This is a genomic window from Tangfeifania sp. (assembly GCF_055108615.1).
Window position 1 is genome coordinate 1 of the sequence record NZ_JBSQIC010000057.1, and the last position, 24,300, is coordinate 24,300.

Here is a 24,300-nt window from a genome sequence, read left to right on the forward strand (position 1 = left end):
CCTTGCTGTAAAATATACGACCAGAAACAAAAGCAGGGCGGAACTGATCATGATAAAAATTCCAAGTCTTATCTTTTTGGATCGGCTGTTCATTAGTATAAAATTTATTTATTAAACTACGCATTTAAGCAATAATTTGTTTTCCATTTCTTACTCCATTTTTCCCTAACTTAGCTATTTTTGATTTATTGACAAAATACCTAATTCAAACAATTTAATTTTTTTTTATGGACTTCCTGTATGATTTTAAATATTTTTAAGATTTACCTGATTACCGGGAATTTATATCATTTCTCATTTTTTCATTCAATTTGCTTCAACATTCTCCGGTGATTCTTATCTTTATGAAAAAACAATATGACACAAAAATTACCACAACTTATAAAAGATGACAAATGGCTGGAACCTTATTCAAATGCCATCATCAATCGTATTAAATTCACCGAAGAAAAAGAAAAAGAACTCACCGGAAATTCTACTTTATATGAATTTGCAAGCGGGCATCTCTTTTTTGGTTTGCACAAAACACCCCGCGGGTGGGTTATTCGTGAATGGGCGCCCAACGCTACACATATTTTTTTAATCGGAACATTTAATGAGTGGGAAGAGCAAAAAAAATACAGTTTTCATCCACTGGAAAACGGAGTGTGGGAATTGCAACTTGGCAAAGACGCACTTCAGCACGGCGATTTGTATGCGCTGTCGATGCACTGGGCGGTTGATTATGGAAAGCGAATTCCGGCATGGGCACACTATGTTGTCCAGGACCCGGAAACCCATATGTTCAATGCCAAAGTTTGGGCGCCCGATGAGCCGTATCAGTGGAAAAACACAAGTTTTCCGGGAACAGGTGAACCACCGCTGATTTACGAAGCCCACATCGGGATGGCAGGCGAAGAAGAACGTGTGCATACCTACAATGAATTCAGGGAAACGATGCTGTCAAAAATAAAAGCCAATGGCTACAACACCATTCAACTGATGGCCATCCCGGAACACCCGTATTACGGAAGTTTTGGCTACCATGTTTCCAGCTTTTTTGCGCCATCATCGCGCTTTGGAACTCCTTACGAACTGAAGCAACTTGTGGATGAAGCACATGGAATGGGGATGGCGGTAATTATGGATATTGTTCATTCACACGCGGTTAAAAATGAAGTGGAAGGTTTGGGAAGATATGATGGAACGCGCTACCAGTTTTTTCACGAAGGACCGAAAGGCGAGCACCCGGCGTGGGACTCTTATTGTTTTAACTACGGCAAAAACGAAGTCGTTCACTTTTTGCTGTCCAATCTGAAATACTGGCTCGAAGAATTTCAGTTCGACGGATTTCGTTTCGACGGCGTAACCAGCATGTTGTATTTCGATCATGGCCTCGGGAAAGCGTTTAGTAGTTACGACGATTATTACAGTCCCAACCTCGATTTTGAAGGGACTACTTATTTGGCCCTTGCCAACAAGGTAATTAAAGAAATCAAGGCGCACTCCATTTCAATTGCCGAAGATATGAGTGGATTGCCCGGGCTGGCAGTGCCACAATCGCACGGCGGAATCGGGTTCGATTACCGGATGGCGATGGGCGTGCCCGATTACTGGATTAAAACCATCAAGGAAAAATCGGATGATGAGTGGGATGTGGGTAACATATTCCACCAACTGACTTCCAAACGGATGGATGAAAAAGTAGTGAGTTACGTCGAATCGCACGACCAGGCGCTTGTGGGCGACAAAACTATTATTTTCCGCCTCATCGATAAAGAAATGTATTACAGCATGCGCAAAGACCAGCCCAACATGATTGTGGACCGCGGTATTGCACTGCATAAAATGATACGGTTGATTACCGCCACCACTGCCGGTGGCGCCTACCTCAATTTTATGGGCAATGAATTTGGGCACCCGGAGTGGATCGATTTTCCACGCGAAGGAAATGGCTGGTCGTTTAAACACTGCCGGCGTTTGTGGAGCATTTCGGAAAATCCTGAACTAAAATACCACTGGCTGTATGATTTTGATAAAGAATTAATTTCATTTATCCGGGAGCACAATTTACTAACAATTCCATCGGTTGATTTTGTGATGGAAAACAAACCCGACAAAGTGCTGGCTTACCATCGCGGACTGTTTTTGTTCGTTTTTAACTTCAACCCAACCCAGTCGTTTACCGATTATGGAATTCCGCTTGGTCCCGGTAAATATATCGTTCAGTTAAATACCGATTCGGGCCGGTTTGGTGGTAACGATTTGGTGGATGAAGACATTCCCTATTACACCTTACCAAGCGGAGGCAGCACCAGCCAGCATTATTTGCGGTTGTACCTGCCCGCAAGAACAGCCCTGGTTTTAAAACGAATTGATTTCAAAAAAGCTAAATAGATGAACGCCTCAAAATTTCAAACTGAAGTCGCTATTCCGGAATTTCCATGGAAAACGGGCTATCAAAAATCAAATATTTTTTTGGGTTCCTGTTTCACCGAAAATGTGGGAACCCGGATGGCTTCATTGAAATACAATGTGGATGTCAACCCGTTTGGAATTTTGTACAACCCGGTGTCGGTGGCACATGCACTGGAGTTTTTACTTCAGAAAAAACACTTCGAAAAAACCGACCTGATTCAGCACGACGGACTGTGGCACAGCTTTTTTCATCATAGCCGGTTTTCATCGGCAGATGCCTTAAAAGCCCTCAAAAACATTAATGACCGAATTGAAGCTTCTTCGCAAATCCTGAAAGAAGCCGATTTTCTGTTTATCACTTTCGGTACAGCCTGGGTGTATGAATATTTGCAAACCCAACAAACAGTTTCGAATTGCCATAAAATACCGGCCAAAGAATTCAGACGTTTCAGGTTGACAGTTAATGAAATTTCTGAAATTTACCAGGAAATCATTCAAAAAATACGGCAAGTAAACCCGGGAGTTAAAATCATTTTCACGGTGAGCCCGATTCGCCACCGGAAAGACGGAGCAATTGAAAATCAACGAAGCAAAGCCACGCTGGCGCTTGCAATCGACCAAATTCTAAAAAGTCAGAATAACGAAAACTGTGGCTACTTCCCGGCTTATGAAATTGTGATGGACGAACTGCGCGATTACCGGTTTTATGCCGAAGACATGATTCATTTAACCGACGTGGCCGTAAAACACATCTGGGATAAATTTCAAACCGCGCTGATTGATAAAAATTCGATAAAAACATCGGAAGAAGTGCAAAAATTCACCAACGCGGTGAACCATAAACCGTTTAATAAGTTTACAAAAGAGAGCTTCGGGTTTTTTAAACAAAGTCTGGCAAAAGTTCAGAAAATGCAAAAAGAAAAGCCTTATCTTAATTTAGCGTTAGAGGAAAAATATTTTTCTGATCAAATTGATGAAATTGAAAAAGGCAGAAACCAAATTTGAATCAAACTACCTAACTTTGTTTGCAGAATTTATCACGTTCTGCAAAATGTTGTATCATTAACATTTAATTGCATTATGAGCTACCTCAAATTTGACAAAGAACAGTTAATTAACCTCGAATATTCAATGGATCGCGAAATATTGCGCTCAAACAGGGCGGGCTCTTACATCAGTACCACACTGAACGGTTGTAATACCCGGAAGTACCATGGGCTGCTGGTTTGCCCCATCGACAATTTTGGCGGAGAAAAACATGTGCTTCTTTCGTCGCTCGATGTCAGCCTGGTTCAGGGGAAAGAGGAGTTCAACCTGGGAATTCACCGCTATAAAGGAGGCGTTTACTATCCAAAAGGTCATAAATACATACGCAATATCGAATTCGATCACATTCCGAAAATCACTTACCGGATTGGGGCTATGGTTTTAATTGTTGAGCGAATTCTTGTGGAAAAAAAGAGGCAGGTGCTCATCAGGTACACCGTTGAAAAAGCTCCGGAGGAAACCACTTTCCGGTTCAGGCCATTTCTCGCATTCCGCAATATTCATGCGCTGAGCAAAGCAAATATGTTTGCCAATTCAAGGTATCAGAATGTGGAAAATGGAATCAGCGCCAAACTTTATGAGGGTTACCCCGATCTTTTTATGCAGTTCAGCCAGCCGCCGGAGTATGTACATGTACCTGACTGGTATTTCGATGTGGAATATTATAAAGAACTGATTCGTGGTTATGATTTTCTGGAAGATTTGTTTGTGCCGGGTTATTTTGAATTGAATTTGAATGAAGGAGATTGCGTGGTTTTTTCTGCCGGAACAGAAGCATTAAATCCGGTTTCGCTGAAGCAGCGTTTTACAAGTGAACTAAAAAAACGCACCCGCCGCTACACTTTTGCCAGTTCATTAAGAAATGCCGCCGAACAGTTTATTGTGAACAAAAAAAATTCTACCGATATAATTGCTGGATTTCCGTGGTATAACAGCATCACCCGTCAAACTTTTATTTCGCTCCCCGGGTTGGCACTGGCACAAAACAACAACCAGCTGTACGAAGAAGTGCTGGACACTTACACAAACTACCTGAATAACGGTTTGTTCCCCGATTTCATTCACGAAAAAATACACACCTATAACTCTGCGGATGTGTCATTGTGGTTTATCTGGGCCATTCAGCAATATGCAAAAAACCATAAAAAACTAACCGCAATCTGGGATAAATACGGCCCTGCCATCAAAGAAATTCTGGAAAATTACAACACCTCCTCTCCTCTGTTTTTATCCATCACACCCGACGGTTTGATTTACGCCGAAAAAGAAAACACAGCACTGACATGGATGAATTCACACGTACATGGCGTGCCGGTAGTTCAGCGCGACGGGTTAACAGTGGAAACCAACGCACTGTGGTACAATGCCGTATGCTTTGCCCTTGAACTCGCAAAAACAGCAGGCGACAATGAGTTCATTAAACAATGGGAAAAAATGCCCGGAAAAATTGGAGCTGCTTTTCTGAAAACTTTCTGGAACAAAGAACATAATCACCTTGCCGATGTAGTACGTAACAAAAGCACCGACTGGGCCATTCGCCCAAATATGGTAATTGCAGCGGCAATGCCTTTTTCACCATTATCGAAAGAACAAAAAAAGCTGGTGCTGAGTGTGGCCAAAAAGAAATTGCTGACCAAAAGAGGACTACGTAGTTTGTCGCCCGACCATTTACGATATAAAGGTTCGGTTTCCGGAAGCCCCGAGGAACGCGAAGCCGCAATCCACCAGGGAGCAGTTTGGCCGTGGTTAATGCCATTTTTTGTTGAAGCTTACCTGGACATTCACCAGGCAGGAGGCTTGCCATTTGTAAAACAGTTCATGGAGTTTTTTGAAGAAGAAATGACAGAACACTGCATTGGAACCCTTTCGGAAATGTATGACGGAAACCCGCCACACAATGCCAAAGGAGCCATTTCGCAGGCATGGAACGTGGCAGGTGTATATTACGCTATTGATTTGGTGCAGAACTATAAAGTATAAATTATTGGGGCATGAAAGTTTTAATGTTTGGGTGGGAATTCCCGCCACATATTTCAGGAGGATTGGGAACAGCCTGTTACGGACTGACCAAAGGCCTGGCAGGCCTGAAAAACATCGATGTGCTTTTTGTGGTTCCCAGAATGTTTGGCGACGAAAACCAGTCGGTAATCAAGCTGAAAGGCGCCAATACCGTGCCTGTTTCAAAAACACAAATTGAATTTGAAGGCACGCAGAAAAAAATGGAAACTATTGAAATTAAATCTGATATTGTTCCCTACAAGAGCGAAGAAGAGTTCTGGGAACTCAAGAAAAAAAGGTTTCCGGCAAAAACAAAATTCGTACAAACCGATAATGGTTTCAAAATAAACTTCAGCGGAAAATATGGCGATGGGTTAATTGAAGAAATTAAAAATTACGCGCTCGTGGCAGAAATTATCGCCACCGAAAACACTTTTGATCTGATTCACTCACACGATTGGCTAACGTACCCTGCCGGCATTGCGTCCAAAAACAAAACAGGCAAACCACTGATAATTCATGTACATGCCACCGAGTTCGACCGCAGCGGCGGAAACGTAAACCCCGTGGTTTACTCCATTGAGCGCGAAGGCATGGAAATGGCCGACAAAATAATTGCCGTAAGCAATTTAACACGCAAAACCATTATTGAAAAATACAGTATTCCACCCGAAAAAATTGAAGTCGTTTACAATGCGGTAGATTCCTCCCCGAAAAAAAACACCTTGAATTTCAGGAAAAACGAAAATGAAAAAATTGTGACTTTTTTGGGGCGCATCACCATGCAAAAAGGCCCGGAATATTTTGTTGAAGCTGCCTACCTGGTGCTAAAAAAAATGGAGAATGTGCGTTTTGTAATGGCAGGCAGCGGCGATAAAATGACAACCATGATTAAACGCGTAGCCGAACTGGGAATTGCCGATAAGTTTCATTTCACCGGCTTTTTAAAAGAAGATGCTGTTGCTGAAATATTTCGCTTATCCGATGTTTGCGTTATGCCATCTGTTTCTGAGCCATTTGGGATTGTGCCGCTCGAAGCCATGCAGGCCGGCGTTCCGGTAATCATTTCAAATCAGTCGGGTGTTTCCGAAATCCTGGACCATGCCATTAAAATTGATTTCTGGGACACTTACGCAATGGCCGATTCGATTTATGGACTGTTGAAATATCCTTCCATGTCGAAATATCTTAAAAAGGAGGGTAAAACAGAAGCTGGTAAAATGAAATGGGATAATTCGGCCCGGCAGGTAAGAAAAATCTACAGAGACGTGTTAATTAAATCAAAAGTTAAAGTATGAAGTCAATAGCGCTGTTTTTCCAGGTTCACCAACCCTTCAGGTACCGCCGGTACCGGTTTTTCGATATTGGCAACGACCACTATTATTACGACGATTATGCCAACGAAACCATACTCCGCAAAGTGGCCGAAACCAGTTATCTGCCGGCCAATGAGCTTCTGTTAAAACTGGCCGGCGAGCTGGAAGGTAAATTTAAAGTGGCTTTTTCGGTTACCGGCACTGCGCTGGACCAATTTCAGCTTTATGCCCCCGAGGTTCTTGAATCTTTCCAGAAGCTGGCAAAAACAGGCTGTGTGGAGTTTTTATCGGAAACCTACTCACATTCACTTTCAGCATTAAAAGACAAAACCATTTTTGAGCAGGAGGTAAAACAGCACGAACAGAAAATTTTCGAACTGTTCGGACAAAAACCCAAAGTTTTCAGGAATACGGAAATGATCTATTCCGACGAAATCGGAGATCGCGTGGCCAAAATGGGTTACAAAGCCATGCTTACCGAAGGTGCCCGCCATGTTTTGGGATGGAAAAGCCCCAACTTCCTGTATGTAAATGCCGCCAATCCGCGCCTGAAAGTGTTCATGCGCAACTACAAACTCAGTGACGATATCTCATTTCGCTTTTCAAACAGCAACTGGTCGGAATATCCGCTCACTGCAGAAAAATTTATTGGCTGGCTCACTCAGCTGAACCGGAAAGAGGAGGTGGTCAACCTGTTTTTAAGCTACGAATCGCTGGGAGGCCGGCAGCCCAAAGAGAGCGGCATATTCGATTTTTTCGAACACCTTGCCCGGGGAATAGTTAAACACCCCGAACTAAAATTTGCCACACCCACCGAAGTGTTGGCAGAAGTGCAACCCGTTTCGGTAGTTAGCGTTCCCCACCCTATTTCGTGGGCCGACGAAGAGCGCGATCTCACGGCCTGGCTCGGCAACGAAATGCAAAAAGAAGCATTTGATAAATTGTATGAGCTGAGCCCGCGAATGGCAAGATGCACCGATGCAGAATTAAGTAAAGACTGGAACTATTTGCAGGTGAGCGATCACTTTTATTACATGTCAACCAAGTTATTTTCCAGTGGCGAAGTGCACAGCTATCTCAATCCATTCGAGTCGCCATACGAAGCATTTATTAATTACATGAATGTACTCAGCGACTTCAAAATCAGACTAAATTCGGTGTTTCCGGAAAATGAACAGGAGCAGAAAATTGCAGCCTTGCATAAAATTATTAACGAAAAAGATGAAAAAATAACCAGGCTGGAAAAACAACTGGCACGCCTGCAGAAACCACGTACAAGAAAAAAAACAACGCAAAAAAAGAAGTAATTTAACAATATTGAAAATGAACATATTATCACTCATTCCAAATTAACTTTCAGCCCCCCTTCACAACAAAATAAATGTGTATTTTTGCAGCCCGAAAAGAAAAATATAAAACAAATTTTTAACATGAAGACAGAAAAAGCAAACACGTATCCAAACCAACAAAATAACACACCGGTTTGGAAAAAAATAATAGTAAAATCACACCTTCCCGAAAAATTATCCCCACTTCGCGAAATATCCAAAAACCTTTGGTGGGTTTGGAATACCGAAGCAAGGGAGCTGTTCAGCTTCATCGATAATGAAACCTGGGATGAGTGCGACCACAACCCGGTTGTGCTACTCGATCAGGTAAGTTACAAGCGATTTAAGGAACTGGAAAAAGACCCAGGCTTTATTTCCAGGATGGAAAAAGTTTATGGCGATTTCAGGCAATACCTTGAAGAACGAAAAGATTTGGGAAGCCCGCAAATTGCCTATTTCAGCATGGAATACGGACTGCACGATTCGCTGAAAATTTACTCCGGTGGATTGGGTATGCTGGCCGGCGACTACCTGAAAGAGGCCAGCGACATGAAAGTTAACATGGTAGGTGTTGGACTGCTGTACCGCTATGGATATTTTAAGCAGGCCCTTAACCTGCATGGGGAACAAATGGCAAATTACGAATTCCAGAATTTCTCCAAAATACCGATAAACCCCGTTCTCAACGAAAATAACGAATGGGTTAAAATAAGTATCGATTACCCCGGTCGCCAACTATTTGCAAAAATCTGGCAGGTGAATATCGGCTCGGTAAAACTTTTATTGCTCGATGCCGATCTTCCTGAAAACCAGGAAGAAGACCGCTCGGTAACCCACCATTTGTATGGCGGCAATTACGAAAACAGGCTAAAACAGGAAATGCTTCTGGGAATGGGCGGAATTAAAGCCCTGAATGCGCTGGGCTACAATTCTGAAATTTACCATTGCAACGAAGGCCATGCCGCATTTATTGGTCTCGAACGGATTTCCAATATCATTGAAAAGCATGGATTAAATTTTGCTGAAGCCAAAGAGGTGGTACGCGCATCAACCATATTCACCACACACACACCGGTTCCTGCCGGCCACGACTCCTTCCACGACGATTTGTTTAAATACTATATGGAGGGGTACTACAATAAAACAGGACTCAGCTGGGAAGAATTTATCCTCCTGGGAAAAGCAACCCCGGAAGAAGACCATTTCAACATGAGTTACCTGGCCTGTAATCTCTCGCAGGGAATAAACGGTGTGAGCAAGCTGCACGGCGATGTTAGCAAAACCGTTTTAAAACCACTGTACCCGGGGTTCCTGGAAGAAGAACTCGAAATTGGGTACGTCACCAACGGAGTGCATTATTCCACATGGACAGCACAGGAATGGAAAAACATCCACAAAGAATATTTTGGTCCCGAATTCCCTCAAAACCAACTCGATTTTGATGTGTGGGATAAAATTTACCGCGTGCCCGACGAAAAAATATGGGAAATCAGAAAAACACTCCGCACAAGGTTAATCAACTACATTAAAGAACGTTTTTCTGACAACTGGATTAAACGCAACGAAAATCCGCAACTCGTCACCGAAGTACTGGGCAAACTCGATCCAAATGCACTTACCATTGGTTTTGCACGCAGGTTTGCCACTTATAAAAGGGGTTACCTGCTGTTCAGAAACCTGGAACGTTTATCAAAAATTGTAAATAACCCTGAAAAACCGGTGCAGTTTATTTTTGCAGGGAAAGCACACCCGGCTGACAAAGCGGGCCAGGATTTAATTAAACACATTGTTGAAATTTCAAAACGGCCCGAGTTCAGGGGTAAAATCCTGTTTGTTCAGAATTACGACATCAACCTGGCAAAAATGTTGCTGCAGGGTGTCGATGTTTGGCTGAATACGCCAACCCGCCCGCTGGAAGCTTCCGGCACCAGCGGCCAAAAAGGAGTAATGAACGGCACACTCCATTTCTCGGTGCTCGACGGATGGTGGGTTGAAGGCTACCAGGAAAATGCAGGCTGGGCATTGCCTGCAGAACGGGCTTACGATGTGCAGGATTTTCAGGATGAACTCGATGCACAAACTATTTATGGCATTTTTGAAGATGAAATTACCCGCATTTTTTACGACCGCAACGAAGAGGACATTCCTGTGGAATGGATCGACTACATTAAAAACACCATAGCGCAGGTAGCTCCGAAATTTACTACCGGAAGGATGATGCAGGATTACCACGAAAGGTACTATAAACCTCAGCTGGCACGCGCAACCAGCATTAATAAAGAAAATTTCAAATGGGCAAAGGAAATGGCTGCATGGAAACAAAAAGTAAGCGCTGTTTGGGACTCAATTGAGATTAAGTATTCTGACACCAGCAACGGTATCAAAGACATCATGAAAGTGGGCCAGGAATACCCCTTTAAGGTTGAACTCGACTTAAAAGGCCTCTCGAGCAATGAAGTGGGACTCGAAATGGTAATTACCGAAAATGGCACAGAAGAACCACCACGCATTGTTGAAACATTTAATTTTGAGGTTGAAGAATGCAACGGTTCCTTATGCAGTTTTAAACTCAACTTTCATCCGGTGCATCCGGGGTCGTTCAACTACGGCCTCAGGTTATATCCTAAAAACGAAGGATTGCCGCATAAACAAGACTTTAACTACGTTAAATGGTTATAACAAACGGAAAGGTGCCTCACTCGAGGTACCTTTTTTTTGTCCGTTTTTCAATCTGAAATCTTTACTGAAAAAGATTTTACAATTTATTTGAATTTTATCCGAAAACAGATTTTATTTTTACATTCCTGTTCAAACTCTTACTTTTGTTTTTAAAAAAATCAGATGGAGATGAAAAAAAATCTTGGTGAAAAAATAAAACAGTTCCGCGAATTCAGACAAATTTCAAGAGAGGATCTGGCATTAAACGCCAATCTCGATATTAGTCAACTTGAAGAAATCGAGGAAAAAGGGGCATTCCCTTCACTGGGGCACCTCATTAAAATATCGAGGGCATTGGGAGTTCGCATTGGTACCTTCCTCGACGATCAGGACCAGGTGGGCCCCGTGATTGTGAAAGCCGGAGACGAGAAAAAAAGCCACAGCTTTTCAACAAAAGATGAATCGACCCGCGAACACCTGAACTTTTTCTCGCTGGCCCAGGATAAAGCAGGCAGGCACATGGAGCCTTTTATTGTTGAAATTGAACCTTCGAAAGAATCGGATTATAAACTCTCGACCCACGAGGGCGAAGAATTTATCTACGTGCTGGAAGGCAGCATTGAAATTAACTACGGGAAAGAATTGTACCGGATAAATAAAGGTGATACCATTTACCTCGATTCGGTTGTAGCACACAATGTACACGCAGCCGGAAAACAGCCGGCAAAAATTCTGGCAGTAGTTTACACACCGGTTTAATTTTCTTTTTTATCAACTATTCTGAACGAAAACTCATGCAACTACTTGATTATACGCTCGGCGACATTCTGGAAAAATGGGCTTTTGAAACTCCCGACAAGGAATTCATTGTTTATCCCGACAGGGACTTACGGTTTACCTACAAACAATTTAACGATCGGGTTGATGCTATGGCCAAAGGGCTGCTGTACATTGGCGTGAGGCCGGGCGACAAAGTTGGCATCTGGGCCAAAAATGTTCCCGACTGGACAACGGTGATGTTTGCAACCGCTAAAATTGGCGCTGTTCTGGTTACCATCAATACTAATTACAAGTTATCGGAACTGGAATATTTGCTGAAAGATGCCGACATAAACACCCTGTTTCTGATTGACGGGTTCCGCGACAGCGATTACGTGGAAATGATATTTAAACTGGTGCCCGAACTCAAAAATCAGCCCCGTGGCGAAATAAAAAGTTCCCGGTTTCCCGAACTTAAAAATGTGGTATTTATCGGTCAGCAAAAACACCGCGGAATGTTCAACACAAATGAATTGATTCTGCTGGGCAATCATGTTGACGACCTCGATTTGGAAACCATAAAAGAGTCGCTCAACTGCCACGATGTTATTAATATGCAATACACCTCGGGCACAACCGGCTTTCCCAAGGGAGTAATGCTTTCGCACCACAATATTATAAATAACGGTTATGCCACCGGCCAATGCCAAAAATTTACTTCAAACGAGCGTTTGCTGGTATGTGTTCCTATGTTTCACTGCTTTGGCAGTGTTTTGGGACTCTCCGCGATAATTACACACGGAGCCACCATGGTTTTCACCGAAGATTTTGATCCGGTTATGGTGCTGGCTTCAGTTCAAAAAGAAAAATGCACAGCTTTGCATGGCGTGCCAACCATGTTCATTGCCGAACTCAATCATCCCATGTTCGACATGTTCGATTTAAGTTCGCTGCGCACCGGGATTATGGCCGGGGCTCCCTGCCCCATCGAAACCATGAAGCAGGTAATGACAAAAATGAACATGAAGGATGTGATTATCGTTTACGGGCAAACCGAATCATCTCCGGGAATGACAGCAACCCGCACGCACAACTCGCCCGAAGTACGCTCAACTACCGTTGGTTTTGAATATCCCAATGTGGAAGTTAAAATTGTAAATCCTGAAACCGGCGAAGAATGCGGCATTGAAGAACAGGGCGAAATTTGCTGCCGGGGCTATAATGTAATGAAAGGTTATTACAAAAACGAAGAAGCCACAAAAAAAGCAATCGACAGCGAGGGATGGCTGCACTCGGGCGACTTGGCCGTAAAAACCAAAGACGGATTTTACCGGATTACCGGACGCATAAAAGACATGATTATTCGCGGTGGGGAAAACATTTACCCGCGCGAAATAGAAAACTTTCTTTACAACATGCCACAAATTGAAACAGTGGAAGTGGCAGGAATTCCCAGTCCAAAATATGGCGAAGAAGTGGCAGCTTTTATTAAAGTTAAAGAAGGCCAGTCGCTTTCAGAAGAAGATATTTTCGATTTTTGCCGCGGACAGATTGCAAGGTTTAAAACCCCAAAATACGTGTTTTTTGTGGATGAATTTCCGATGACCGCGAGTGGTAAAATTCAAAAATTCAAACTCGGCGAGCTGGGGGCAAAAATCTGCAAAGACAAAGGGATTGAAATAAAATAATCAACTTTACATACCAATGGTAAAATACAAAAGAATCCTGTTAAAACTTAGTGGCGAATCATTAATGGGGCCCCAAAAATACGGCATCGACGAAACACGCCTGAGTGAATACGCTGAACAAATTTCAGAAATAACGAAAATGGGTGTCCAAACCGGAATTGTAATTGGCGGTGGTAATATTTTCCGCGGATTGAGCGGCTCTGCCAAAGGATTCGACAGGGTAAAAGGCGACCAGATGGGCATGCTGGCTACTATTATTAACAGCCTGGCACTTAGCTCTGCACTGAAAAGTATTGGAGTTAAAGCACGTGTTCTTACTTCCATCAGAATGGAACCGGTTGGCGAGTACTACACAAAAGAAAAAGCCATTGAATCACTCGAAAAGGGCGAGGTTACAATTATAGCAGGCGGAACCGGAAATCCATATTTCACAACCGATACAGCCAGTGCTTTGCGTGCAATTGAAACCGAAGCTGAAATCATGTTTAAAGGCACCCGTGTTGACGGGGTCTATTCAGCCGATCCGGAAAAAGATGCGAATGCAACCCGTTTTGATGAAATTAGTTTTGATGAGGTTTATGCCAAAAACCTCAAAGTAATGGACCTCACTGCCACTGCTTTATGCAGGGAAAATAATCTGCCTGTTTTGGTATTCAATATGGATAAAAAAGGGAATCTTAAAAAGGTAATCAGCGGGGAACCAATTGGTACCATCGTGTACAAGTGACATTTTACTTGATTTTAAAGAATAAAAAAAATTCAAAAAATTTTCGGTTCTTTTATTTTTTTCTATATTTGCTAACAATCCACGGTTGGAAAATCAGTGCTTGACCAATGCAAGAAGAAGTAAATTTTGTTTTAGAAGAATGTAAAGAAAGAATGGATGCTGCAATTAAGCACCTGGAGAAGGAATTGGTGCACATCAGGGCAGGAAAAGCTTCACCTTCGATGCTTGATGGAATCATGGTTGAATATTACGGAACAATGACTCCACTCAACCAGGTATCAAATGTGAGCACACCCGATGCACGAACTGTTGCTATTCAACCCTGGGAGAAAAATTTAATTCCGGTCATTGAAAAAGCTATTCTGGCGGCCAATCTTGGTTTTAACCCTGACAACAACGGCGAAATTATCAGGATAAACATTCCGGCACTTACTGAAGAAAGAAGGAAACAACTTGTAAAACAAGTTAGCCAGGAGGGTGAAACGGCAAAAGTAAGTATCCGCACGGCACGTAAGGATGCCAAAGAGCAACTGAAAAAAATGCTGAAAGACGGTTTGTCGGAAGATTTGGAGAAAGATGCCGAGGAGGAAGTTCAACAAATTACCGATGAACACGGAAAGAAAGTAGATGCTTTAGTGGAAGCTAAAGAAAAAGATATTATGACTATTTAATTGTTTATAGTTTTCTGTTTTCTGAACATTGTTTAATTGTTTTCATGGCTTTGAGGCAGCTTATTGAAGCTGCCTTTTTTTTATGCCAAATTTTTCACCAAACCACATTACTTTTTCTTCTTCCGGAGAATAAAAAATACAACTGCCGCAATTACTATAACAGCAACAACAATAATTATTGCCGTATTACCTGAACCGGAAGCTTGCTCAGTTGCTGACGCTGACCCCAGGGGAATTGGATTCCCCTCTTCCATGTATGAACTATCCTGTACTCCCAAATTTTCAATGTAGCTGCCTTCATCCTGTGCCATCAGCCTGTAGGGGATGCTTAACAAAACACCAGTTAATGTTGCAATAACTTTTTTAATTTTTTCCATTGTCTCAAATAATTTCAGTTAAACTTTTCAATGTAATTTCTTGCTTTCAATATCATTTTTCAATGCCCGTGCATTCGGATACAAAGGATTTATTTCAAACAATTCTTTTAAAATATTCATCGATTTCTCATACTGCCCTTCATTATAATAATACTGGGCTTCCAACATAAAAAGCGGTTCATAAAAAGGGTGAATTGTTTTGCCTTCATTAAGGTATTTTTTAAACTCACTGCCATTACCGGCCAGCAAGTTCACCTTTGCAAGTTGTACATATAACCACACATTATCCGGATTATTTTGCAAAGAAGATTTAATTAATTCCTGCCCTTTAATAAAATCCCCTTTTTTAATCGCTTCAATTCCATAAAAATCATTTTTGTCAGCACGCTTCAATACCACAGCCAAAGGATTTCCCCTGTGATAAAATGTTTTAATAATTTCAGCAGTTTGCCACTTATCGTTTTTCAGCAAATGTGGGTGAATATAATTGATGCCGAAAACGGCATAATCCCAGTCTTTCGAACTCCGCTCCAAATAACGGGAATAATCAACTTCGATATTAGGGTATGCGCTGAAATAGTTCGTCAGGGTACAATTCATTACCACCTTAATATCATCGTTGCCTGCCAAATTAATCAAATAGTGTGCCGGTTCTTTTATGCCATGAAAATAGTAATCGTATTCATAATTGCTCCAGGCCTTTTTGTTGCCGCCTGATATTGAATTGAAATACACATAATCGGCCGGGAAAGTAGCCGCCTGGTGTTTAACAGGTAAAAAAGCCAAAACAATTAATATTGTAATTGACGGAATAACTAATTTTTTATTGGTGTCTGCCAACCATTGAACAAACTTCCAAATCCCAATAGCTGCCAGTATTCCTATAAATGGAAGTATAAACAACATTTGCCTTATTCCGCTGTACAGGTTTGAACCAATTGCAATAACGTAAACAACCGGGAAGACAAAAACAAAAAGTATAAAAATTGTATGAAAATGATTTTCACTACTATTATTTCTATCAATAAATTCACGGGTGACAAAAAACAAAGAAAGCAACAATCCGACCATTATAAATTCCGGAGTAGAAATGAGTAACCATTTGGGTAAATAGTACCAGGGTAATTGTGTACTCCAGGTAAGTTCTCCCTCAAAAATCTGCCGGATGTTCACACTGTAATGCTCCATTAGGGTCAGACTCTCCAGCGGATGAGAAAATACGTTTTGCAAGGCAAAGGGCCAAAACAGCAATCCGGCAAAATAGCCAATAAAAAGAATTACTGTTCCCTGGCCCATTAGCCTAACAAAAACGGGTTTAGTTGAAACACTATTTAGGTAAAAAGGCTTCCAAAATAAACAGGTGAAAATGCCCAGCGCCAGGTATCCAAACAGGATAAAACCACCTGCCCGCACCGAAACGGTAAAGGCGATGGCCAGGCCGAGGAAAACAGCAGTTCTCCAGCGGGGGCGTGGCATCTCTTTTAAAAACTGAATTATCATGAATACACCGGCCGTGTATCCTGTAGCAAAGGGAATGTCCTTCAGGTTTCCAAACGCCTGACCAAAAAGCCGGGGCATCAGTAGTAATGTGAGTACAGTTAAGGTAGCAACTTGATATGAGCCTGTTACTTCCCTGGCAAGCATTCCTGAAAACAATAGCAATAACCAGAAAAAGAGTGCACCGGTAAAATGCCTGGTCAGAAATTCATTTTCAATTCGGAACACCCTGTTTATCAATGCAGTAAAATTATCAACCGACTGCCCGTAATATTTGAGATTCGATTTTGGGGTGTCGAGGCATGAACGATCTTCACCCAACGTAAAATACCAGTTAACCACTTTCCTGGCGTGTGGGTGATGGAGCTGTTCGTCCACATTTACGGCAGCTTTTGGTGCTAAAAATGCCAGCAGAATAGCCGCAAAGGCCAGAATTAACACAAAACCCTTTTGTGCCGAAAATATGTGTAACCCTTTATTCATAAACCTCCTGAACAAGATAAAGTGGGCGTCCCTGCACTTCTTTAAAAATGCGGTAAACATATTCGCCAATTAACCCCAGAAAAGTAAGTTGTACCGAACCAAAAAAGCTGATGGCCAAAAACATGGAAGACCATCCAATAGGTGCAAAACCCAAAAATTTTGATACGAAAGTGTAAATTATTGCCCCCAGAAAAATAAATACGCCGAGAATTCCGAGATACAAACAGGCTTTTATTGGCCATTTGGAAAAAGAGTAAATGGCATCGGCGGCCAGCGAAAACAATTTTTCCCGGCTCATTTTAGCCTCACCCACCAGCCGATCAGGCCGATCGTATAACACAAACTCATGTTTAAAACCTATAAAGTTGCGTATCCCTGGCAGGTAACGGTTGTGCTCGGTAAACTGAAGTATTGCCTTATGCGCCTTTTTATTTATAATACAAAAATTACCTGTTTTTGCAACCTGCTGTTCTTCTGACATTTTATCAAAAATCCGGTGAAAAATATTGATGTAAAGTTTTTTTGAGTATTTCTCGTTGCGCGATTCACGCACAGCAGTAACAATATCGGCACCGGTAGTTTTCATTTTATTTAATAGCACCGGGATCAGTTCTGGCGGATCCTGAAAATCGCCATCCATAATTATAGTGTTGTCGCCCCGGGCATATTCCAAACCAGCTGTTAATGCCGCCTGTAACCCAAAATTCCGTGAGAGTGAAATAATTTTCAGTTCTTCTCTTTGTTCCCTGATTTCAATAAGCTTTTGCAAAGTTGAATCTGTGCTTCCGTCATTTACACAAACGACTTCAAAATTCTCGTTTGTTTGCTCCAGTGATTGAAAAACTTCATCGAGCAACCGCTCAACAAGTTGTTCTTCATTCAATAATGGGATAACGACAGATATCATAACTTGCGGTTTTAAATTTTAATTTTTTCTCCGGGCACCGGCACAGGAAAATCCATTTCCACCGGTCCCATTTCATAATTATCAGGCCCCAGCCGATCGTTTGATTGGATCATTTCTTCCCACGTAATTTTTTGCCCGGTATAAGCAGCGGTACGCCCCATAATTGCTGTCAGGGAAGATTCAGCCATCCGCCGGGATTCAACAACAGGTTCATTCATTCTGATAGCTGTTACCAGATGAATGTGTTCCTGCACATAAGGCGAAACTTTAACAACTCCGACAGATGTACCATCATTATTTTCAGGATATTGATACTGCCATTTGATTGTACCATCCGGATTAAATATCGTGTTTTTGCAATTTGTAAAACCTTCTGTCCCCGTAATAAGTTCGCCAAGCGAATTGGCACATCCATCAATTTCGCGCGACATGCTGTGTGACGACACTCCGTTTCCAAAATCGAAATCAACACTGAAAAAGTCATATTGATCACCCGTCATGCGATGAACGCGTCCTCCAAATCCCATTGCCCTTTCAGGGTGGCGGCCCAAAAACCAGTTCACCACATCAATATTATGAATATGCGTATCGAGAAAATGGTCGCCACTCAACCAGCAAAAATTATTCCAGTTACGGATCATATATTCCATGTCGCTCCAGTTCTCATGTCGTGTTCGAAACCAGCTGTGCGGCCTCAGCCACCATGCCTTTGCCGAAGTAATTCCGCCAATCGCACCCGCGGCCACTTTTCGGTAGGTTTCCAGGTAATCGCGCTGATGCCTGCGCTGGGTTCCCGTAATAACAGTCAATCCCTTTTCAACAGCTTTTTCTGATGTTGCAATAACCTGGTGAACACCAAACGGGTCAACAGCAGCAGGTTTCTCCATAAAGACATGTTTGCCAGCTTCAATGGCGGCTTCAAAATGAAGTGGCCTGAAGTGTGGAGGTGTGGCAAGAATTACCACATCCAAATCAACTTCGAGCAATTTCCTGAAAGCATCAAAACCACTAAAACAATTATTATCAGACACCTGAATATGATGCTTTCGTAATTTATTCCGACACTCCTGTAATTTGTCCTCAAAAATATCTGCTAAAGAAACAAGTTCCAAATCGTTCCCGGCTGAAAGAAAATTTAGTACAGCACCGGTTCCCCTGTTTCCACACCCAATTAAACCGGCACGCAAACGTTGCCCGTCAGGTGCTTTTTCATGGAGTGGCGGAAATTGGTAGTCAACTTTATTAGATTTACTGCAAGAGCTAACTGCACTTAATCCGGCAAAACCTGCCGCTCCCAAAAGTGCTGATTTACCCAAAAATCCCCGTCGCGAAATTCTATTGTTCTCCATTGCAGCTATAATCTAAAATACAAGTATAACCCGCTGTACTTAGTATATGCTTAACGAACAACCAAAAAACCAATTAGCAACTGATTAATTTTACATTAACAACATATATAAAATATTGATTTAATGCACTATAAAAAATATTCAATAATTACTATTATTTTGAATAATTGCACAGAAAATCATTTTCATTAATGAAAATTACAAAAAAATTAAGTAGGTTTGAAAATTAATAATGAATAAATCATTTGATGTATTTCAGAATTAAATACCTGCTTTGGTTGTTTGTTGTCAGCTTTTTATCATTCAGTCCAAAAGCTGATGCAAGGGAATTTACCGAGACCTCTTTTCTTATTGCCGAAATAAACGCTTCGAATGTAAACAACCAACAATTTTGGAATTTTATTCATTCCAATAATCAAACCGGCATTGAAACAGGATTAACGAAAAAAAATAATGAAGTTATTATCCGCGGGAGTACCCAAAAGTTTGACATTATTCTGGACCAGATTTACTCAATGGCTGCCAATGATTCGTCAAAGCTGATTCCGGTTTTCCTCCATTATGACGGAGACTCACAATTGCTCGACTCAATTATCCAGCAGTCGGCGGTAGCAGATTATATTTTTCATTTGCCGCGCGGCGAAGCCTGGCCTTCACTCGAATACTTGATTCAGGCCAATCGCCGGGTACTCTTTTTCGTTTCCGGTAAAATTGAGAATCAAAGCCGGATACTTCACAATACTGAAAATTACGCCTTGAAAATTTCAGCCGGAAATTTCATCGGTTCCAGTTCCTACAATATCCGGAACAACGAAATAAACCATGAGCTTTTTATTGTTGATGAATTCCAGGAGCTGCCAACACAAACTCCCCCGAGCAGTCAAAGCCGTAACCTGGTTCCAGATTACATCAACTTTCTGCTCGAAAACTGGACAAAATTCGGGAAACGCCCCAATTTTATTTTTGTGGGTGAAGACATTTTTAACTTCGACTTTATCATTTCGCAATTAGCGTCTTTCGTTTGGGTAAACGGCACTGTTCAGGTAGCAGGAAAAATTATGGACAAAGTCTATTGGCGTAGCCCCGACGTTGCCGTTACCGGTGGTCGCTTCAGTTTCCCGTTCAGGGGTGGAGAAGAAATTTCAATTTCTCCTTTTGCTCCCGGCTACGAAATGTCGCCCCAAAATATTATTGTAACCAGCGAAATGGAAATACCTGAAAATTACACCATTACAGCAACGCCACTTCAGCTTGGCGATGGCCTGGTAAGCGGTTTTCGTTTTGATGGTGTAATCAGAGATACCATAAACCCGGAAACCACTTTCACTGGCGAAAACTATACTTTCACCCAGGATATTGGACGCGGAACCGTACTCAAACTTCATGAAAATGCAAGCGTGAACCTTGGCCCCCCTGAAAATTACGGGTTGCGTAACAGTAGCTTTACTGTTGGTTGTTATGTAAAATTTAATGAAATTCTGGATTACGGCGACAATGCCATTCTTGGAAATTACGAAAGTGAATACCGGCGGGGGCTGCATCTTATTTTACGATCCGGAAATCCCTACTTCGGGCTGTGGGCCAACGATTTTATTGCTGATGTAAAACTAAAACCAAACATTTGGTACCATCTGGCATGGCGCTACATTATTGAAACCGGCGAGCAGGCCATCTTTCTGAACGGGAGAAATATTGGAAGTTCCACCGGGCATCCGCCTTTTTCAGGCACGGGTGATATCCATCTTGGCAGCGCGCTTTCGCAAGGTGCCAGCCTGCGCGGTTACATCGATAATTTATACTTTTGGGACAGGCCGCTTGGTTCAGAAGAAATCAACCGGCTGGCGCTCGACGAGTTAATTTTAATTCAGGATGAAAATTCACAATCAGGTTTTCTTCAGTCAGATAAGCAGCTTTTCATTTTTATATTCGCCGGACTGGTTCTTTTAGTTATCGTTTTTATGCTGATTTTCAGAAAATCAAGAACCAACAAGCACCATTCATCAACACTTCTTCCGGATAAAAACGATCCCAACCAGATTAATCTTTTTGGCAGTTTCAAGGCAATTGATAAAGAAGGAAACGATATCACCCGGCTATTTACTTCGAAAATAAAAGAGCTGTTTCTGGTTATACTTTTTGGCACATTGAAAAACCAAAACGGCGCTTCTGTTTCTGAAATTAACGAGCAACTGTGGCCGGGTTTGCCGGCAAAGAAAGTCACCAATAACCGGGCGGTTACATTGAACAAACTGCGAAAAATACTGGCAAAAATGGACGGAGCCAAAATAGTTTCATCCAACGGATTTTTAATTTTGGGAACGACTGAACCTTTCTTCTGCGACTATGAAAAAGCGTTCAAACTTTGCCAAACCACAGCAGGAATGGACAAGCAACAACTTGAAACTTTTTTTATGCTGGTGAAAAAAGGACGTTTCCTGAAAGGCACCAACTGGCCCTGGCTCGATGAGATACGTGGATTTACCGGTAACCAGGTAATTGACAACCTGTTAAAACTGGCAGCTGTTTACAAAAAAGAGAATAAACCGGAACTTATTGATGCCATTGCCCGGCGAATCCTGGAATACGATGAACTGAATGAGGAAGCCACTTACCTGCAAATATGGATCTTTCAGCAGAATAAAAACAGCCACCTTGCAAAATTTCATTTCGGATCATTCTGCACAAAATACCATGAAACGCTTGGCGAAAAGTATCCGATGGATTTTCAGCAATTTATCCGGCATTTTCAGAACCAGTTTAATCAGACCTGATTCCGGAACTATTCAATAAAACTTGAAATTTATTAGCATCTGCCAACCTTGAATTGTATATTTATACTGCAAAAATTTTATGAATCAACAAATGGAACCGGAATTTGAATCAGTAGTTTTTGACCTGGACGGGGTTATTACCAAAACGGCAAAAACACACTCGGCAGCATGGAAAAAAATGTTCGACAACTACCTCAAAATGAGGAAAATAAAATACGACGAGCCGTTTAACGAATTTACACAGAAAGATTACCTGAAATATGTTGACGGCAAACCCCGCTACGACGGAGTAGCCTCATTTCTTAAGTCCCGCGACATTGACATTCCGTGGGGAAGCCCGGAGGATGATGCCGGAAAAGAAACGGTTTGCGGGCTGGGAAACCAGAAAAATGAAACGTTCATGGAAGTGCTGAAAAATGAAGGCGCTGAAACTTACCCGTCAACAGTTGAGTTGATTGAAGAACTTTTCCGGGCAGGAATTAAACTGGGCGTGGCATCATCGAGCAAAAACTGCAAAGCTGTGCTGGAAGCTGTTGGTCTTGAAAAATATTTTGGTGCCCGTGTTGATGGAGTTGTTTCTGCAGAGCTTGGGTTAAACGGGAAACCGGAACCCGATATTTTTACCAAAGCCTGCGAAATACTGGGAAGCACACCCGAAAATTCAATTATTGTTGAAGATGCTGTTTCCGGTGTTCAGGCCGGGGCAAAAGGGAATTTTGGTTTGACGCTGGGAATTGCCCGCGAAGATAATACGGAAGAACTACGCAAAAACGGCGCTGATGCAGTGGTTGAAGATTTGGAAGAAATTCATGGCCTGACAGGATTAAACAATCTATTCAAAGAAAATCAGTAGCCCCCAATTTCATCAATTGATTGACGCAGAAAACCGCGGGTGTAATAATCATCATCCACAATCTCGCCATTCCACACTACAATATCGAGATCCATTGTGCGCGGCCCGAATTTTGGCTCTTTTCGGTTGCGACCCAACTGATCTTCAATCTCTTTTAACAGAAATTTTAAGTCCTTTTTACTTCGTGAAGTTCTGATTTTTACAACACCGTTAGTGAAATCAGGTTGATTTTCAATGCCTATGGGTTTTGTTTTAAGCAGTGACGAAACCTTTAAAATTTCCACCTCTCCTCCCAAAATTTCGAGCATTTTGGAAATGTTGGTTTCGGCATTGATATTTGAGCCGATGCTGATTATTGAGGTGTTCATTACCGACTGCTTTCCATTTCTACTGCTACCGACTCTGCAAAACGCAGCGCGTGCGGTTTATCTACTTCTACCCTGGCCCGTTTCACTTTTTCATCTTCCATAATGAGGCCGAGGATTTTCTGGGTCAGTACTTCGAGCAGCTTGAATCGCCCTTCCTGAACCAACTTAATCACCCTTTTGGTAGTGGTTTTATAATCGAGAATGTCCACCGGTTCATCGGCTTCCATTACTTTTTTTGAAATTTCAGTCTCTATTTCAAAATTGATGATCACATCCTGCTTGTTTACCAACTCATCAGGATTGAAGCCGATGTAGGTTCGCAGCAGCAGGTTTTTGACTTTTATTTTTGCCATATTCAATTCATTAAGCGTTTTGCCCCAAATTTTCACCACCGTCGGCAAACAAAAGTTGCCCGGTCAGGTGGTCATTTCCCAGAATATAATCGATACTTTTAAGAATAGGTTCCAAACCTCCCGGCTTTTTCATGGGGATGTTTTTGGCCAGATTCCAAAGGTACTCCTCATCTTTGTCCCCGGGTGGCAGCGTAACTCCCGGCGCAATGGCATTCACCCTTATTTCGGGTGCAAACTCCAGTGCAGCCATTTTGGTCAATTCCCACAATCCTTTTTTAGAAAGCGAATAAGCTGCAAAATTCGATTTGTTGGTGGTAATACGTGTATCCACAAAATTGATGATGTTTCCTGTTTTGCAGTATTTTGCAAAATCGCGAATTAACAGAAACGGCGCTTTGAGGTTCACATTTAATTGACTATTAAAAAGTTCGGGGTTTGTTTCCGAAATGTATCCCGGATTAAAAACCGAGGCATTATTAAAATTTGCCAAATTTTTCAACAATTTGCGGAATCATCTTTTCAACCTGTTGTTCATCAGACAGGTTTGACTGAACTGTTTCAAAATTTTGTCCCGGAAGTTTCTTGTTCAGGTTATCTTTTAGCTCCTGAGCAGGTTTTTCTGAAGAATTAAAATGAATTACCACACTCCATCCTTTTCCTGCAAGGTGTTCAGCAATTGCTTTTCCCACACGTTTTGAAGCACCGGTTATTAAGGCTGTTTTATTCATTCAAAATACGTTTTGATAAAAATAT

20 protein-coding genes are annotated in these 24,300 nt (G+C 41.9%); 12 read left to right on the forward strand and 8 right to left on the reverse strand.

Features of this window, described 5'->3' with window-relative positions:
- Window positions 1–357 precede the first annotated feature (357 nt).
- From ACTCNA_RS12180 to frr, 10 genes are all read left to right on the forward strand, one after another.
- The gene (locus ACTCNA_RS12180) at window positions 358–2,376 is read left to right on the forward strand and encodes an alpha amylase C-terminal domain-containing protein (protein ID WP_462948194.1); all 2,019 of its coding nucleotides are present in this window, start codon (window positions 358–360) and stop codon (window positions 2,374–2,376) included.
- Window positions 2,377–3,402 carry a GSCFA domain-containing protein gene (locus ACTCNA_RS12185; protein ID WP_462948195.1) on the forward strand — a complete coding sequence of 342 codons (1,026 nt, stop codon included), beginning with the start codon at window positions 2,377–2,379 and terminating at the stop codon, window positions 3,400–3,402.
- Window positions 3,403–3,477: 75 nt separating this feature from the next.
- Window positions 3,478–5,424 carry an amylo-alpha-1,6-glucosidase gene (locus tag ACTCNA_RS12190; RefSeq protein ID WP_462948196.1) on the forward strand — a complete coding sequence of 649 codons (1,947 nt, stop codon included), beginning with the start codon at window positions 3,478–3,480 and terminating at the stop codon, window positions 5,422–5,424.
- Between the two features lie 11 nt (window positions 5,425–5,435).
- Entirely contained in the window at window positions 5,436–6,740 is a 1,305-nt protein-coding gene (locus ACTCNA_RS12195; protein ID WP_462948197.1) for a glycosyltransferase family 4 protein, read from the forward strand.
- Window positions 6,737–8,065 carry a glycoside hydrolase family 57 protein gene (locus ACTCNA_RS12200; RefSeq protein ID WP_462948198.1) on the forward strand — a complete coding sequence of 443 codons (1,329 nt, stop codon included), beginning with the start codon at window positions 6,737–6,739 and terminating at the stop codon, window positions 8,063–8,065. Before ACTCNA_RS12195 ends, ACTCNA_RS12200 begins: the two co-directional genes overlap by 4 nt.
- 123 nt (window positions 8,066–8,188) lie before the next feature.
- On the forward strand, window positions 8,189–10,765 hold the full coding sequence (gene glgP / locus ACTCNA_RS12205; protein WP_462948199.1) for an alpha-glucan family phosphorylase: 2,577 nt from the start codon (window positions 8,189–8,191) through the stop codon (window positions 10,763–10,765).
- Window positions 10,766–10,933: 168 nt separating this feature from the next.
- On the forward strand, window positions 10,934–11,503 hold the full coding sequence (locus ACTCNA_RS12210) for a helix-turn-helix domain-containing protein (RefSeq protein WP_462948200.1): 570 nt from the start codon (window positions 10,934–10,936) through the stop codon (window positions 11,501–11,503).
- A gap of 35 nt (window positions 11,504–11,538) precedes the next feature.
- A complete protein-coding gene (locus ACTCNA_RS12215; RefSeq protein WP_462948201.1) occupies window positions 11,539–13,191 on the forward strand; it encodes an AMP-binding protein in 1,653 nt (550 codons plus the stop codon).
- 16 nt (window positions 13,192–13,207) lie between these two features.
- Complete coding sequence (pyrH, locus tag ACTCNA_RS12220) at window positions 13,208–13,918, forward strand: UMP kinase (RefSeq protein ID WP_462948202.1); 711 nt, start codon at window positions 13,208–13,210, stop codon at window positions 13,916–13,918.
- A 107-nt stretch (window positions 13,919–14,025) separates the two neighbouring features.
- On the forward strand, window positions 14,026–14,589 hold the full coding sequence (gene frr, locus ACTCNA_RS12225; protein WP_462948203.1) for a ribosome recycling factor: 564 nt from the start codon (window positions 14,026–14,028) through the stop codon (window positions 14,587–14,589).
- A gap of 107 nt (window positions 14,590–14,696) precedes the next feature.
- Here frr and ACTCNA_RS12230 read toward each other — a convergent pair whose 3' ends face one another.
- Genes ACTCNA_RS12230 through ACTCNA_RS12245 form a run of 4 tightly spaced genes read right to left on the reverse strand, consistent with a single transcriptional unit; the run spans window position 14,697 to window position 19,202 of the window.
- Window positions 14,697–14,966: an LPXTG cell wall anchor domain-containing protein gene (locus ACTCNA_RS12230; RefSeq protein WP_462948204.1), complete on the reverse strand. Its 270-nt coding sequence runs from the start codon at window positions 14,964–14,966 to the stop codon at window positions 14,697–14,699.
- Between the two features lie 27 nt (window positions 14,967–14,993).
- Window positions 14,994–16,946: a tetratricopeptide repeat protein gene (locus ACTCNA_RS12235; protein ID WP_462948205.1), complete on the reverse strand. Its 1,953-nt coding sequence runs from the start codon at window positions 16,944–16,946 to the stop codon at window positions 14,994–14,996.
- Window positions 16,939–17,853 carry a glycosyltransferase family 2 protein gene (locus ACTCNA_RS12240; protein WP_462948206.1) on the reverse strand — a complete coding sequence of 305 codons (915 nt, stop codon included), beginning with the start codon at window positions 17,851–17,853 and terminating at the stop codon, window positions 16,939–16,941. Before ACTCNA_RS12240 ends, ACTCNA_RS12235 begins: the two co-directional genes overlap by 8 nt.
- An 11-nt stretch (window positions 17,854–17,864) precedes the next feature.
- On the reverse strand, window positions 17,865–19,202 hold the full coding sequence (locus ACTCNA_RS12245) for a Gfo/Idh/MocA family oxidoreductase (protein ID WP_462948207.1): 1,338 nt from the start codon (window positions 19,200–19,202) through the stop codon (window positions 17,865–17,867).
- A gap of 248 nt (window positions 19,203–19,450) precedes the next feature.
- On the opposite strand from ACTCNA_RS12245, the gene ACTCNA_RS12250 reads away from it, so the two are divergent.
- Together ACTCNA_RS12250 and ACTCNA_RS12255 are read left to right on the forward strand one after the other, a co-directional pair.
- Entirely contained in the window at window positions 19,451–21,973 is a 2,523-nt protein-coding gene (locus ACTCNA_RS12250; RefSeq protein WP_462948208.1) for a LamG domain-containing protein, read from the forward strand.
- 79 nt (window positions 21,974–22,052) lie between these two features.
- Window positions 22,053–22,826, forward strand: coding sequence for an HAD family hydrolase (locus tag ACTCNA_RS12255; RefSeq protein ID WP_462948209.1), 774 nt, complete (start codon window positions 22,053–22,055; stop codon window positions 22,824–22,826).
- Here ACTCNA_RS12255 and folK read toward each other — a convergent pair.
- From folK to ACTCNA_RS12275, 4 genes are read right to left on the reverse strand one after another with little or no spacing between them, the layout of a single operon-like run.
- Window positions 22,820–23,194 (reverse strand): 2-amino-4-hydroxy-6-hydroxymethyldihydropteridine diphosphokinase, encoded by a 375-nt coding sequence (gene folK, locus ACTCNA_RS12260; RefSeq protein ID WP_462948210.1) that lies wholly within the window; start codon window positions 23,192–23,194, stop codon window positions 22,820–22,822. The two genes, ACTCNA_RS12255 and folK, sit on opposite strands and share 7 nt — an antisense overlap.
- Window positions 23,194–23,547, reverse strand: a complete 354-nt coding sequence (locus ACTCNA_RS12265) for a dihydroneopterin aldolase (protein WP_462948211.1) — start codon at window positions 23,545–23,547, stop codon at window positions 23,194–23,196. Before ACTCNA_RS12265 ends, folK begins: the two co-directional genes overlap by 1 nt.
- A gap of 10 nt (window positions 23,548–23,557) precedes the next feature.
- Complete coding sequence (locus ACTCNA_RS12270; RefSeq protein WP_462948212.1) at window positions 23,558–24,037, reverse strand: SDR family oxidoreductase; 480 nt, start codon at window positions 24,035–24,037, stop codon at window positions 23,558–23,560.
- Window positions 24,024–24,275 (reverse strand): SDR family NAD(P)-dependent oxidoreductase, encoded by a 252-nt coding sequence (locus ACTCNA_RS12275; RefSeq protein WP_462948213.1) that lies wholly within the window; start codon window positions 24,273–24,275, stop codon window positions 24,024–24,026. Before ACTCNA_RS12275 ends, ACTCNA_RS12270 begins: the two co-directional genes overlap by 14 nt.
- Between the last annotated feature and the right edge of the window lie 25 nt (window positions 24,276–24,300).

Excerpts from the sequence above, each read along its gene's own strand:
- ACTCNA_RS12180 (WP_462948194.1), top strand. The coding sequence starts at position 358 with ATGACACAAAAATTACCACAACTTATAAAAGATGACAAATGGCTGGAA.
- ACTCNA_RS12185 (WP_462948195.1), top strand. The coding sequence starts at position 2,377 with ATGAACGCCTCAAAATTTCAAACTGAAGTCGCTATTCCGGAATTTCCA.
- ACTCNA_RS12190 (WP_462948196.1), top strand. The coding sequence starts at position 3,478 with ATGAGCTACCTCAAATTTGACAAAGAACAGTTAATTAACCTCGAATAT.
- ACTCNA_RS12195 (WP_462948197.1), top strand. The coding sequence starts at position 5,436 with ATGAAAGTTTTAATGTTTGGGTGGGAATTCCCGCCACATATTTCAGGA.
- ACTCNA_RS12200 (WP_462948198.1), top strand. The coding sequence starts at position 6,737 with ATGAAGTCAATAGCGCTGTTTTTCCAGGTTCACCAACCCTTCAGGTAC.
- glgP (WP_462948199.1), top strand. The coding sequence starts at position 8,189 with ATGAAGACAGAAAAAGCAAACACGTATCCAAACCAACAAAATAACACA.
- ACTCNA_RS12210 (WP_462948200.1), top strand. The coding sequence starts at position 10,934 with ATGAAAAAAAATCTTGGTGAAAAAATAAAACAGTTCCGCGAATTCAGA.
- ACTCNA_RS12215 (WP_462948201.1), top strand. The coding sequence starts at position 11,539 with ATGCAACTACTTGATTATACGCTCGGCGACATTCTGGAAAAATGGGCT.
- pyrH (WP_462948202.1), top strand. The coding sequence starts at position 13,208 with ATGGTAAAATACAAAAGAATCCTGTTAAAACTTAGTGGCGAATCATTA.
- frr (WP_462948203.1), top strand. The coding sequence starts at position 14,026 with ATGCAAGAAGAAGTAAATTTTGTTTTAGAAGAATGTAAAGAAAGAATG.
- ACTCNA_RS12230 (WP_462948204.1), bottom strand. The coding sequence starts at position 14,966 with ATGGAAAAAATTAAAAAAGTTATTGCAACATTAACTGGTGTTTTGTTA.
- ACTCNA_RS12235 (WP_462948205.1), bottom strand. The coding sequence starts at position 16,946 with ATGAATAAAGGGTTACACATATTTTCGGCACAAAAGGGTTTTGTGTTA.
- ACTCNA_RS12240 (WP_462948206.1), bottom strand. The coding sequence starts at position 17,853 with ATGATATCTGTCGTTATCCCATTATTGAATGAAGAACAACTTGTTGAG.
- ACTCNA_RS12245 (WP_462948207.1), bottom strand. The coding sequence starts at position 19,202 with ATGGAGAACAATAGAATTTCGCGACGGGGATTTTTGGGTAAATCAGCA.
- ACTCNA_RS12250 (WP_462948208.1), top strand. The coding sequence starts at position 19,451 with ATGTATTTCAGAATTAAATACCTGCTTTGGTTGTTTGTTGTCAGCTTT.
- ACTCNA_RS12255 (WP_462948209.1), top strand. The coding sequence starts at position 22,053 with ATGAATCAACAAATGGAACCGGAATTTGAATCAGTAGTTTTTGACCTG.
- folK (WP_462948210.1), bottom strand. The coding sequence starts at position 23,194 with ATGAACACCTCAATAATCAGCATCGGCTCAAATATCAATGCCGAAACC.
- ACTCNA_RS12265 (WP_462948211.1), bottom strand. The coding sequence starts at position 23,547 with ATGGCAAAAATAAAAGTCAAAAACCTGCTGCTGCGAACCTACATCGGC.
- ACTCNA_RS12275 (WP_462948213.1), bottom strand. The coding sequence starts at position 24,275 with ATGAATAAAACAGCCTTAATAACCGGTGCTTCAAAACGTGTGGGAAAA.